Source organism: Amycolatopsis sp. NPDC051106, from assembly GCF_040682775.1.
GTDB lineage: Bacteria > Actinomycetota > Actinomycetes > Mycobacteriales > Pseudonocardiaceae > Amycolatopsis.
Genome location: NZ_JBFBBQ010000006.1, coordinates 201,931 through 213,991, shown reverse-complemented (window position 1 = coordinate 213,991; position 12,061 = coordinate 201,931). Strand labels below are relative to the sequence as shown.

General features: G+C 73.2%; 13 protein-coding genes and 1 pseudogene. 6 read left to right on the top strand and 8 right to left on the bottom strand.

The features are described 5' to 3' along the window. The 3 genes and pseudogenes from AB0M83_RS07785 to AB0M83_RS07775 all read left to right on the top strand — a co-directional run. Positions 1–251, top strand: a pseudogene (locus AB0M83_RS07785) (Crp/Fnr family transcriptional regulator); the annotation flags it as partial. Between the two features lie 113 nt (positions 252–364). After that, positions 365–1,255 (top strand): NAD-dependent epimerase/dehydratase family protein, encoded by an 891-nt coding sequence (locus AB0M83_RS07780; protein ID WP_364514083.1) that lies wholly within the window; start codon positions 365–367, stop codon positions 1,253–1,255. Further along, positions 1,252–1,602, top strand: coding sequence for a darcynin family protein (locus AB0M83_RS07775; protein WP_364514080.1), 351 nt, complete (start codon positions 1,252–1,254; stop codon positions 1,600–1,602). Before AB0M83_RS07780 ends, AB0M83_RS07775 begins: the two co-directional genes overlap by 4 nt. Here AB0M83_RS07775 and AB0M83_RS07770 read toward each other — a convergent pair. Genes AB0M83_RS07770 through AB0M83_RS07745 form a run of 6 tightly spaced genes read right to left on the bottom strand, consistent with a single transcriptional unit; the run spans position 1,599 to position 6,867 of the window. After that, complete coding sequence (locus AB0M83_RS07770; protein WP_364514077.1) at positions 1,599–2,600, bottom strand: proline racemase family protein; 1,002 nt, start codon at positions 2,598–2,600, stop codon at positions 1,599–1,601. The two genes, AB0M83_RS07775 and AB0M83_RS07770, sit on opposite strands and share 4 nt — an antisense overlap. Continuing rightward, positions 2,601–3,512, bottom strand: coding sequence for a dihydrodipicolinate synthase family protein (locus AB0M83_RS07765; RefSeq protein ID WP_364514074.1), 912 nt, complete (start codon positions 3,510–3,512; stop codon positions 2,601–2,603). Beyond that, positions 3,509–4,792, bottom strand: coding sequence for an NAD(P)/FAD-dependent oxidoreductase (locus AB0M83_RS07760; RefSeq protein WP_364514071.1), 1,284 nt, complete (start codon positions 4,790–4,792; stop codon positions 3,509–3,511). Before AB0M83_RS07760 ends, AB0M83_RS07765 begins: the two co-directional genes overlap by 4 nt. Next, entirely contained in the window at positions 4,789–5,043 is a 255-nt protein-coding gene (locus AB0M83_RS07755; RefSeq protein ID WP_364514068.1) for a (2Fe-2S)-binding protein, read from the bottom strand. Before AB0M83_RS07755 ends, AB0M83_RS07760 begins: the two co-directional genes overlap by 4 nt. After that, on the bottom strand, positions 5,040–6,185 hold the full coding sequence (locus tag AB0M83_RS07750; protein WP_364514065.1) for an FAD-dependent oxidoreductase: 1,146 nt from the start codon (positions 6,183–6,185) through the stop codon (positions 5,040–5,042). The genes AB0M83_RS07755 and AB0M83_RS07750 overlap by 4 nt, the downstream gene beginning before the upstream one ends. A 37-nt stretch (positions 6,186–6,222) precedes the next feature. Beyond that, on the bottom strand, positions 6,223–6,867 hold the full coding sequence (locus AB0M83_RS07745; RefSeq protein ID WP_364514062.1) for an XRE family transcriptional regulator: 645 nt from the start codon (positions 6,865–6,867) through the stop codon (positions 6,223–6,225). 104 nt (positions 6,868–6,971) lie between these two features. Here AB0M83_RS07745 and AB0M83_RS07740 point away from each other — a divergent pair, with 104 nt between their 5' ends. Further along, complete coding sequence (locus tag AB0M83_RS07740) at positions 6,972–7,475, top strand: hypothetical protein (protein ID WP_364514059.1); 504 nt, start codon at positions 6,972–6,974, stop codon at positions 7,473–7,475. Here AB0M83_RS07740 and AB0M83_RS07735 read toward each other — a convergent pair. Together AB0M83_RS07735 and AB0M83_RS07730 are read right to left on the bottom strand one after the other, a co-directional pair. After that, positions 7,464–8,423: a pyridoxal-phosphate dependent enzyme gene (locus tag AB0M83_RS07735; RefSeq protein WP_364514056.1), complete on the bottom strand. Its 960-nt coding sequence runs from the start codon at positions 8,421–8,423 to the stop codon at positions 7,464–7,466. The two genes, AB0M83_RS07740 and AB0M83_RS07735, sit on opposite strands and share 12 nt — an antisense overlap. Before the next feature lie 34 nt (positions 8,424–8,457). Beyond that, on the bottom strand, positions 8,458–9,642 hold the full coding sequence (locus tag AB0M83_RS07730) for an MFS transporter (protein WP_364514053.1): 1,185 nt from the start codon (positions 9,640–9,642) through the stop codon (positions 8,458–8,460). 90 nt (positions 9,643–9,732) lie between these two features. Here AB0M83_RS07730 and AB0M83_RS07725 point away from each other — a divergent pair, with 90 nt between their 5' ends. Beyond that, on the top strand, positions 9,733–10,476 hold the full coding sequence (locus AB0M83_RS07725) for a helix-turn-helix transcriptional regulator (RefSeq protein WP_364514097.1): 744 nt from the start codon (positions 9,733–9,735) through the stop codon (positions 10,474–10,476). Positions 10,477–10,505: 29 nt separating this feature from the next. Beyond that, a complete protein-coding gene (locus tag AB0M83_RS07720) occupies positions 10,506–12,023 on the top strand; it encodes a DUF2235 domain-containing protein (RefSeq protein ID WP_364514050.1) in 1,518 nt (505 codons plus the stop codon). Positions 12,024–12,061: the final 38 nt, after the last annotated feature.

Below are 12,061 nucleotides of genomic sequence, written 5' to 3'. Positions count from 1 at the left end.
GCGACAAAATCCCCATCACCGACACCGGCACCACCTCCATCCTCGCCCTGCGCACCGGCGAAGACGACGCCGGAGTCATCGGCCTACGCCCCCAAACCCTGCCCGACCAATACCAACCCGGCCTCAACGTCCGGTTCATGCACATCAACGACCGCGCCGTGACCTCCTACCTGGTCAGCGCCTACCACTCCGCCGCCGTCCTGGTCCCGGACGCACTCGGCGTCCTCGACCACGTCGAAACCGGCGTCTGACACGATGACTTGCGCTTGACGCAATCACCGGTTGCCCAAGTTGCGTGGCGCGAACAGCTCCGCGGCTCCTAGCTTCGAACTCGTACCGAGTATCCCGAAGAAGGAGCAGCACCATGCACGTGTTCGTCACCGGAGCGACGGGGTGGATCGGCACGGCCGTCGTCGGCGAACTGCTCGGCGCCGGGCACGAGGTCACCGGCCTCGCCCGCTCGGACGCCGCGGCTCTCAAGCTCGCCAAGGCGGGCGCGCGGATCCGGCGCGGCGACCTCGACGACCTCGACGGCCTCCGCGACGGCGCGCTCGACGCCCAGGCCGTCGTCCACCTCGGCAACAAGCACGATTGGGCGAACCCCGCGGAGAACAACCGGACCGAGCGGGCCGCGATCGAGACGCTGGCGGGCGCGCTCGCCGGCACCGACCGGCCGTTCGTGCTCGCCGGCGCGCTCGCGGGCGTGACCCGGGGGCGGCCCGCGGTCGAAACCGACGTGTCCCCGGCCGTCGGCCCGGACTCGATGCGCGGCGGCGGGGAGAACCTCGCCCTCGAGTACGTGGACAAGGGCGTCCGGGTGGCGAGCGTCCGTTTCGCACCGTCGGTGCACGGCGTCGGCGACCCCGGGTTCCTGGCGTCCATCACGGCGGCGGCCCGCCGGCACGGCGTGTCCGCCTACCTCGGCGACGGCGACGCGGCGTGGTCCGCGGTGCACCGGCCGGCCGCGGCCCGGCTCGTCCGGCTCGCCGTCGAAGGCGCACCCGCCGGTTCGCGGCTGCACGCCGTCGCCGAAGAAGCCGTGTCGACGCGGGAGATCGCCGAGGCGATCGGGCGCACGTTCGACCTGCCGGTGGTTTCGGTCGCGCCGGAGGACGCCGTCGAGCACTTCGGGTTCATCGGCCGCTTCTTCGGCCTGGACATGTCCGCGTCGAGCGCGCACACCCGCGAGCTGCTCGGCTGGACACCGTCCGGGCCGACCCTGGTCGAGGACATCGAAGCGGGTGCGTACGCGTGACCCCGGCCGTAACCGCCTTCATGCTGGTGAAGACCACTCCCGAGTGGCTGGCCATGACGGTCGAGCAGCGGATCGACGCGTTCCGCGGCGAGATCGTCCCGGCGGTCGAGGAAAAGGCGAAAGGCGTCCGGTCGCGCTTCTACGACACCGAGTTCTACTCGGCCCGCGTGACCGACGTGTGGGTGTGGGAGGCCGTGGACCACGCGGCGTACCAGCGCCTGGTCGACGCCCTGCGTGAAACTCCCTTCTGGGACCGCTGGTTCGAGGTCGCCGAGATCCTCGTCGGGGTCGAAAACGGGTATGCGAACAACTACGGCGTCGACGCGGTCGCCAGCATCACGTCCTAGAGCACGAACCCGGCCGGGAAGGGGTCATCGGGATCGAGGAGGTAGGTGGCGGTCCCGGTGACCCAGGCCCGGCCCGAGAACTCCGGGATCACCGCCGGCACGCCGCCCACCTCCGTCTCCCCCACCAGCTCGCCGGTGAACGTCGTGCCGATGAACGAACTGTTCTCGAACGGCGTGTGCAGCGGCAGCTCGCCGCGCGCGTGCAGCTGCGCCATCCGGGCGGACGTGCCGGTGCCGCAGGGCGACCGGTCGAACCAGCCCGGGTGGATCGCCATCGCGTTCCGCGACGCGTGCGCGTCCGAGCCCGGGGCGAGGAACTGGACGTGCTTGCACCCGCCGATCAGCGGGTCGGCCGGGTGCTTCGGCGGGCGTTGCTCGTTGATCGCGCCCATGATCGCCAGGCCCGCGGTCAGGATCCGGTCCTTTTCGGACCGTTCGAACGGAATGTCCACCTGGGACAGTTCGAGGATGGCGTAGAAGTTCCCGCCGTAGGCCAGGTCGTAGCGCACCTCGCCGAGGCCGGGCACGTCCACGACGGCGTCGCGCTCGGCGAGGAACGATGGGACGTTGCGGAGCTTGACCCGTTCGGCCCGCCCATCGCGGACGGTGACCTCCGCGTGCACAAGGCCGGCCGGGGTGTCCAGGCGCACCACGGTCACCGGTTCGGTGACCTGGACCATGCCGGTCTCGACCAGCACCGTCGCGACGCCGATGGTGCCGTGGCCGCACATCGGCAGGCACCCGGACACCTCGATGTACACGACACCCCAGTCGGCGTCGTCGCGGCACGGCGGTTGCAGGATCGCGCCGCTCATCGCCGAGTGCCCGCGCGGCTCGTGCATGAGGAACTGCCGGATGTGGTCGAGGTTGTCCATGAAGTACCGGCGGCGCTCGGCCATCGTCGTGCCGGGAATCGTGCCGACGCCACCGGTCACCACCCGCGTGGGCATGCCTTCGGTGTGCGAGTCGACCGCCGTGATCGCGCGTGACGAGCGCACCTACGCCACCCCCAGCGAAGCGAGCGCGCGGCCCATGTCGGCGCGGACCTGCTCGCGCTGGACGTCCGGCAGCGGCCCCCGCGGCGGCCGGCACGGCCCGCCGTAGCGGCCCACCATGTCCATGCCCAGCTTGATGGCCTGGACGAACTCGGTGCGCGAGTCCCAGCGGAACGCGGCGACCAGCGGTTCGTACAGCGCGCGGGCCTCGTCGAGCTTGCCCGCCGTCGCCAGCTCGAACAGGCGCGCCGACTCGGCGGGGAAGACGTTGGGGAAGCCGGCGAACCAGCCGGTCGCGCCCATCAGCAGGCTTTCCAGGACGACATCGTCGGCGCCACTGATCACGGCCAGCTCCGGAGCGCGTTCGCGGATCTCCAGCACGCGCCGGACGTCGCCGGAGAACTCCTTGACCGCCACGACGTTGTCGATCTGCGCGATCTCGGCCAGGAGATCGGGCGTGAGGTCGACCTTGGTGTCGAAGGGGTTGTTGTAGACCATCACGGGCAGGCCGACCGACGCGACCGCCTCGAAGTGGGCGAGCACCTCGCCGCGGTTGGCGCGGTAGAGCGTCGGCGGGAGGCAGAGCACGCCGTGCGCGCCGTCCTCGGCCGCCGCTTCCGCCCACTGCCTGGCTTGGTGCGCGCCGGGACCGTGGACGCCGACGACGACGATTCCGTCGCTGCCGACGGCTTCGATGGCGGTGCGGGCGACGCGGCGGCGTTCGTCGTCGGTGAGCGAAGAGTACTCGCCGAGGGAGCCGTTCGGGCCGACGCCGCGGCAGCCGTTCTCGACGAGCCAGCGGCAGTGCCCGGCGTAGGCGTCGTAGTCGACGGCCAGCCCGGCGGGCGCCGCGTCGTCGGTCTTGTAGGGCAGTGCGGCGGCGACGACCACGCCGCCGAGATCGCGGGTGCTCATGACTCTCCTTCGGGTGCGGCGAGCTCGCCCAGGCGGATCGGCTGGGCGATCGGACGGTGGTGGCGCTCGGCGCCGCCGCAGAGTTCGGCGACGGCCGGCCCGCAGATCCGGCCCTGGCACGGGCCGAGGCCGGCGCGGGTGCCGAGCTTGAGGGCGTGCGGGCCCGGCGTGACGGGGTCGGCGGCGGCGCTTTTCAGTTCCCCGAAGGAGGTTTCCTCGCACCGGCAGACGATCGTGTCGTCGCGCAGCCACCCCGCCCAGGCGGCGCCGATGGGGTGGGCGGCGTTCAACCGGTGCGCGAAGGCCCGGGTGCGGTCACGCTCGCGCAGCAGGCCCCGGCTCGGTGTGCCACCGGCGGCGGCACACCCCGCGACGGCGCCTTCCGCTCTCGCGGCGTCCGCGCCGCCGATCCCGGTGATCTCACCGGCGGCGAAGACATTGGCGACGGTGGTGCGCTGGTGGTCGTCGGTCCGGACGAACCCGCCGTCGAGCGCGCACCCGGCGGCGACGGCGAGTTCGGGTTGCGGGGTGAAGCCGTGCCCGACGCAGACGGCGTCGACGGCGTAGGTGCGTTCGGTGCCGGGCACGACGGACCAGTCCGCGCGCACCCGGGCGGTGACGGCTTCGCGGACCCGGCCGTCCCCGCGGGCTTCGACGACCGTGCGGCCCAGGTGGTAGGGGACGCGGTGCCGGGCGAGAGTGGCGGCGTAGCGGGCCAGTTCGCCGGCTTTGCGTGTGGGGAAGCCCCATCCTTTGAGGACGGTCATCGCGGGATTGGTCTCGAGGACGGCGGCCACTTCGGCCCCGACGCCCAAGAGCGACGCGGCGACGGGCAACAGGAAGGGCCCCGACCCGGCAACGAGAACGCGCTTGCCGACGGCGACCCGTTCGCCCTTGGCCAGCGCCTGCGCGGCGCCCGCGGTGAAGACGCCGGGCAGCTGCCAGCCGGGGAAGGGCAGAGTGCGGTCGTGCGCACCGGTGGTGAGGACGAGGGCGTCGGGTTCGAGAGTGTGGCGGGTACGCCCGGACCCGTCGGCCGGGCCACGCACGACGTGCACCTGTCCTGCGTGGACTGCCCACACCGTGCTTTCCGGCCACCAGTCGCATCGCGCCAGCAGTCCCTCGAACCCCGGCTGCCGCACCCCGTACAGCGTCCGGTGGTACTGGCCGCCCGGGGTGTCCGACTGGTCGAGGACCGTCACCTCCGCCCCCGCCCGCAGTGCGGCTTCCGCAGCCGCGAGCCCGGCCGGGCCGGCGCCGACGACGACCACCCGCGTCATGCCTCCTCCTGACGAGACTGCGTCCGGATCTCGTCGCCGTCGACAGCGCGGCGGCGGCAGGCGCGGACGTCCGGTACGCCGTTCACCGTCAGCACGCAGTCGAAGCACGCGCCGATTCCGCAGAACACGCCGCGCGGCGCTCCGGAGCGAGTCGTGCGCCAGGACGTCCGCCCGGCGGCCAGCAGTATCCCGGCCACCGTCTGCCCCTCGGTCCCGGAAAGGGCCTCGCCGTCGACGGTGATCTCGATCATGCGACCACCGCCGGACGGTTCACAGTGAACTCGCCGACCGGCATCGACAGCGGCGCCCCGGTCAGCAGTTCGCGCAGCAGCCTCGCCGTGCCGACGCTCAGGCCGATGCCCGCCCCCTCGTGTCCCGTTGCGTGCCACAGGTTTCCAAGCCGCGGGTCCTCGCCCAGGACCGGGAGGTGATCGTCCACATAGGGCCGGAACCCGCCGTAGGCGCGCATCACCGCGGCATCGGCCAGCGAGGGGAACAGCCGCAGTGCCTTGATCGCGATGGCGCTCAGCACCTCCGGCACGATCGCGTCGTCGAAACCCACCCGGCGGCGGGAGGAGCCGATCAGGATCGTGCCGCCCCGCGTCGACTCGACGACCGCGGACGTCTGCAGCTCGCCGTCGCCGGAACCGACCGCCCCGACGTAGTCGGCGTCGTACACCTTGTGCCGCACCACCCCGGGCATCGGCGTGGTCACCAGCACCTCGCCGCGCCGGGGCCGCACCGCGATCGGGGCCCCGAGCCGCGCCGAGACCTCGCCCGCCCAGGGGCCGGCCGCGTTCACGACGACGTCGGCGGCGAGAACCTCACCCGGGACGCGCACTCCGGTGATCCGGCCGCCGCGGACGACGGCGCCGGTGACCTCGGCGCCGGTACGCAGGCGGGCGCCGTGCGCGAGGGCGGAGCCGAGCAGGGCCAGCGTCGCGCCGGCCGGCTGGACCTGCGCGTCCTCCGGGTAGCGGACCGCGGCGGTCACCTCGCGGGTCAACGCGGGCTCGGCCGCCGCGAGGTCCACTGTGGACAGTGTCTCGACGCGGACCCCCGCTTCGGCCTGCCCGGCGGCGAACGCCGTCAGCGCGCGGGCGCCGGCTTCGGTGGTGGCCACGACGATGCCGCCCTTGGGGTCGAACTCGCAGGCGTCGCCGAGCTCGGCCGCGATCTCCGGCCACAGCCGGGCCGAGAGCTGCGCGAGCCGGAGTTCAGCGCCCGGCCCCTTGTCCGAAACGAGGAGGTTGCCTTCGCCGTGCGAAGTGGTGCCGCCCGCGGGCCGGCCCCGGTCGACGACCAGGACGTCGAAGCCGGCGAGGCTCAGCTCCCGGGCGCACGCCGCCCCGACGACACCCGCCCCGATCACCACCGCCCGCGTTCGGTTCATCGACCCTCCGCTGTTCGGTAAAGCGAACGATCGGAGGTTAAGTCTCCCGCGCGGGGGATGTCAACGGGTGGGGTCGGCCGTCGAGGCGTTCGTCCGCCCGGTACTGGAGCAGCAGCACCGAGTGCACCGGGGCTTCGAGCGCGACGTAGCTGTGCGGCTCGTGGGCGTCGAAGGCGACGTAGTCCCCGGGTCCGAGGTCGACGGTGCGGCCCCCGACCTCGACGCGCAGCCCGCCGGTCTGGACGACGGTGTGCTCGACCCCGACGTGCCCCTGCGACCGCTGCGGCGCGTCACCGCGGACGACCTGGTCGTAGACCTCGAAAACGCTGTTCTCGGCCTCGATCCGGCGCAACGGCCGCAGGTCGACGCCCTCGCCGCGGAGGACCTCGACGCCGGCCGCGCGCACGACGGTCAGCCCGCCGCGGGGCCGGTGGTCGAGCAGGTCGGAGATGGCCACTTCCAGCGCCCGGGACAGGCTGAAGACGGTCTCGATGGTCGGGTTGCCGGTGCCGGCTTCGAGCTGCGAGAGGGTCGCCTTGCCGATCCCGGACCGCCGCGAGAGCTCGGACAACGACAGGCTTCGGGCCGCCCTCGCGGTCCGCAGGTTGACGGCGAGCATGTCGCGGATCGACGGCCCGCCGTCCTCGGCCACCGGTGTCGCACCGTTCGGTAAAGCGTCCATCGGGTCTCGTCTCCGTTCGGTTTGCCGATCGGGCCACGGCCATGATGGCACGCCGGGCGCCGTGTCAGAATCACCGCGCCCGATCACACCTGGGGGAACCGTCCGTGGACATCTCGTTTTCCTTCGTCCCCACGCCCGAAATGGGGAAGCGGTCGTACCGCGCCTGTCACCCGAGCGCCCCGGTGGCCCGGTGGCTGCCCGTCGGGATGTACGGGGTGTTCGGTCTCGTGGTGCTGACCATGGCCCTGCAGCGCTCGAAGCCGGACCCGGTCGGGCTGGTCTTCGGCAGCGCGCTCCTCCTGCTGGCCGTCGGCTGGCCGGTCCTCCAGGCTCGGCGGGTCAACCGGCAACTGCGCCACTACGCGGACTCCGCACCCATCCGGATCGTCCTGAGCGACGTCGAATATTCGGCCGAAGCTCCCGGGCGCACGATGACCCGGGCGTGGACCACGTTCAGGCGCGTCGCGCTCGTCCGCGGGTTCTGGGTGCTGCGGACGGAGTCCGAAGGCCCGCTCGCGTTCCCGGCGGACGCCCTCGACGCGACGCAGACCGAGGTGTTCCGGGCCGCCATGCGCGAGAAGGGCCTGCTGGCCGGCTCAGCGGTCTAGCCACCGGCGGTAAGCGGCCAGGTCGACGTTGCCGCCGCACACGATGGTGACCACGTGGCGCCCGGCGAAGCGGTCGCGGTCTTCGAGGATCGCCGCGAGGCCGAGGGCCGCCGACGGCTCCACCACCAGGCCCGCGTGCTCCAGGAACAGCCGCATCCCCGCGATGATCGACGTCTCCCGCACCAGGACGGCGTCGTCGGCCACGGCGAGGAGGTCGTCGAGGACCTCCGGGATCGGGAACCGGCCGGCCACGCCGTCGGCGATCGTGTCGGCCGAGTCCGTCGTGACGACGCGCCGCGCGCGCCAGGAAAGGGTCATCGCCGGCGCGCCCGCCGGCTGGACGGCGAGCACTTCCGTGCCGGGGACGCAGCTCTTCAGCACGTGCCCGACCCCGGTGGCCAGCGCCCCACCGCCGAGCGCGACGAGGACCGCGTCGAACGGCCCGGCGTCTGCCAGTTCGAGGCCGACCGTCGCCGCGCCTTCGCAGGTTTCGACGTCCAGGCTGTCCTCGACCAGGCGCACGCGTCGCTCCCGGGCGAGCGCCACCGCGCGGGAGCGCGCCAGCTCGAAGTCGCCGTCCACCAGTTCCAGGTGGGCACCGAGCGCCCGGATGCGGTCGAGCTTCGCCGCGGGCGCGGACTTCGACGCGACCACGGTGACGTCGATCCCCCGGCTCCGCCCGGACCAGGCGAGGGCCTGGCCGAGGTTGCCGGCGCTGGCGCACACGGCGGCCCGCTCGCCACGTCCGGCGAGGCCGTCCACGACGAGTTCGGTGCCGCGGCCCTTGAAGCTGCGCACGGGGTTCGCGGTCTCGAGCTTGACGCTCACCCGGCAGCCGAGCGCGCGTTCCAGGGGTTCGCAGCGGTAGAGCGGGCTGTCGAGGAAGACCGGGTCGATCACCCGGCGGGCGGCCCGGATCCGCTCGAGGTCGAGACGCGTTTCCGGCACGGTCCCGGAGCATAGCGAGCCCGGGCAGCCGCGATCAGCGCTGGGCGAGCGCGGGCTCCCGGGTCCGCACCGCCCAGCGGGTCAGCCGCGGGAGGGGCGCGGCGGCGACCAGGAACACCCCCGCGACCAGCACCCACCCCAGCGCACCGAGACCGCCGACCGCGAGCGTGAACACCGCCGGGCCGACCATCTGGACCGTCGCCGTGGCCGCCTCGCTCGCCCCTTGATAAGCGCCCTTCGCTTCTTCACGCATGAGCCGTACCGACAACCCCCAGTTCGCGGCCACGTAGCTCAGCTCGCCCACCACGTGCAGCACCGCGGCGAGCACCACCACCGTCACCGCGCCCGCTCCCGCGCCGCCGGACGTCGTCGCCAGCAGCAGGCAGCTCGCCGCGAGCACCACCCCGGACACCACCGCGGTCCGGGCCGCCGTCGTCGCGGTGCGCCCGAACCGGGCGAACGGCACCTGGAACACCGCGATGCCCACCGAGCTGAGCACGACGACGATCCCGCCCAGCCCGAGCGGCAGCCGCGTCGAACCGGACAACCACAACGGCAACCCGGCCGACAGCATCGCCCAGCACAGGGAAAGCACCGCGGTGACCCCGGCGACGCACAGGTACGGCCGGTCGCCGAGGACGGCTCGCGCGCCGGAGCGCCGCGCCGGGGCCGCGGCGGGTGCGGGCACCAGCAGCGTCGTGCCGGCCAGGACCAGGAAGCTCACCACGTTGCCCGCGATCGCCAGGGTGTACGCCCAGGGCGCGTCGGCGGTCAGCACGAGCGCCCCGAGACCGGCGCCGGCCGCGTAGCCGACGTGCTGCGCGACCCGCTGCTGCGCCAGCACGCGCATCCGGCGCGCGGGGTCGGCCACCAGCCCGGTGACCAGAGCCGTGCGGACCGCGGTCCCGCCGGTGGCCAGCGCGGTGAACAGCACCGTCACGACCAGGAACGACCAGGTCCCGCGCACCGCCAGGTACCCGGCCATCGCCGCGGCTCGCACCAGCGTCACGACGACCAGCACCGCCCGGGCGCCGGCGCGGTCCGCGAGCGCGCCGAGCGGCACCGCGGCGGCCATGCCCACGGCGCTCGCCACCGCCATCCCCGCGCCGACCGTCACCGGGGACAGGCCGAGGATCCGGGTGAAGTACAGCGCCCAGATCGTGAACCACAGGCCGTCGCCGAGCGCGGACACCCCGCGCCCCCAGAGGAGACTCCTCATGCATCCACCCTTCATGAGAGCCTGAATGGTAAGCACGGCAAGCACCGTTCAGCAACCCATGAAGAGTGTTAGGATCGCGCCGTGAGCGGAATGATCGAACCCGGAAACCCCGTCCAGGGCGCGATCGTCGGCCTGACGCGGGAGCTGTCCGACCCCGTGCGGCTCACCGCCCTGCAGCTGCTGGCCGCGGAAGGCCCGCACACCATGGTGCAGCTGGCCGACGCGCTGGGCGTCACCGCGCCGCGGCTGGGCAACCACCTGGCGCGACTGCGGACCGCCGGGCTGGTGACAGTCGAGCACACCGGGCGCCACGCGCTCTACCGCGTCGGCCGCGACGACCTCCTGCCGGTGCTCACGGCGCTGGCCCGCTACGGCGGCAACGACTCCTTCACCCCACCGCGGCCGGCGGAGTCCACAGTGGACATCGCGCACACGTGCTACGACCACACCGCGGGCCGCCTCGGCGTGGCGGTGTTCGCCATGCTGGTCGACCGCGGCGCGCTGCGCCCCCCGGACGGCTCGGCGGCCGACCTGACCCTGGGCGGCGACGCGTCGGCGTTCCACGACCTCGGCGTCGACCCCGCCAGGGTGGAACCCGGCCGCCGCCGCCTCGCGACGGCGTGCCTCGACCGGACCAACCGCGTCCCCCACCTCGGCGGCGTCCTGGGCCACGAAGTGCTGGCAGCGTTCTTGGCGGCCGGCTGGGTCCGGCGCGGTGACGGGGACCGCGAGCTGGCCATCACCCCGCGCGGGAGCCGCCGGCTGAGCGCCTTGGGGCTCGGCCCCGGTACGCCGGAACCGGCGGTATCCCCGCGGGCCCCCGCTGCCTCCTAATAGCATTCCGAAGGGAGCGAGGGGGACGGATGAACGAGCCGGAAGGCACCCGGCGGCACCTGGTCGTCTGCTGCGACGGGACGTGGAACACGCCCGACCAGGAGCAGCAGGGCCGGCCGTCGCCGACGAACGTCGCGCGGATCCACCACGCCGTGGCGAACCTCGACAGCCAGCCGCGGTACTACCACCCCGGCGTCGGCGCCGGGCCCGGCCTCGTCGACCACCTGCAAGGCGGGCTCGTCGGCAAGGGACTCTCGGAGAACATCAAGAGCGCCTACGGCTGGCTGGCGCGCACCTACTCCCCCGGCGACGCGATCCACCTCTTCGGCTTCAGCCGCGGGGCGTTCACCGTGCGCAGCCTCGGCGGCATGATCAGCCGGTGCGGCCTGCCCGCGGAACTCAAGACCGCCGGGTCCACCGAGTTCTGGGCCGAGGTCGACCGGCTCTTCACCACGGTCTACCGGGAAGGCGCCGGCGAGGCGGCCGACCCGGTCCCGATCGAGTTCCTCGGCGTCTGGGACACCGTCGGCTCGCTCGGCATCCCGGACTGGCTCGGCCCGCTCAAGCTCGTCGAAGACCACGTCGGGCACCTCCCCCGCTTCCACGACACGAAGCTGGGCGACCACGTCAAGCACGCCCGCCAGGCCCTGGCCATCGACGAGATGCGCGGCCCGTTCATGCCGACCCTGTGGTCGAACCTGGACGAAGTGGACGGCGGGCGCACGGCGAAGCAGGTCTGGTTCCCCGGCGACCACTGCGACGTCGGCGGTGGCCACGACAGCAGCGGCCTGTCCGACGCCGCCCTGCAGTGGATGATCGACGAGTGCCGCGCGGCCGTGCCGGACCTCGTGTTCGACGACGCGATGTACAAGCAGATCGCCCCGGACGCCCAGAGCGTGCTGCACAACTCGCTCCACGGCGTGTACACGGTCTTGTGCCCGGCGCCGCGCGCTTTCCCGTTCATCGCCGCCGGTTCCGCCGGCATCGCCCCGTCCGCGGTGGACCGGCAGGCGGCGCCGCCGATCACCACGGGCCCTTATCGTGAAGGGCGCCGCCTCGAACCCGGCGAATCGGCGACGGTCGACGTCTACGCCGGGAAGCCGTGGAACTGGACGGGGGTCTACCTCGAGCCCGGCGAGTACGAGTTCGGCGCCGAGGGCACCTGGCTGGACGGGAAGATCGCGCACCACCCCGACGGCACCGAGGCCGACGCCCGGCTGGACGTCCAGGACCTGCTGCACGCGCTGGCCACGACGTCGGCGTGGCTCCAGACCCAGCTCGCCCGGCTCAACGCCGCCCAGGCCCGTTCGTTCGGCGGCCGCCGCTGCGAAGACGCGAAGTGGATGACGCTGATCGGCGCGGTGGCCGCCCCGAACCTCGACGAGCACGACGTGCAGCAGCCGTACGAGGTGTTCCCGGTCGGCGGCCGGCTGGAGAGGTGGGTCGCCCGGAAGGCGGGGTACTTCTACGCGTTCGCCAACGACAGCTGGCTCGGCTACCCGGGCAACCGCGGTTCGGTGCGGCTGACGATCAAGCGGCTCACCTGACCGCCGGCTCCGGCGGGGCACCCTCCCGGCCGGGAGGG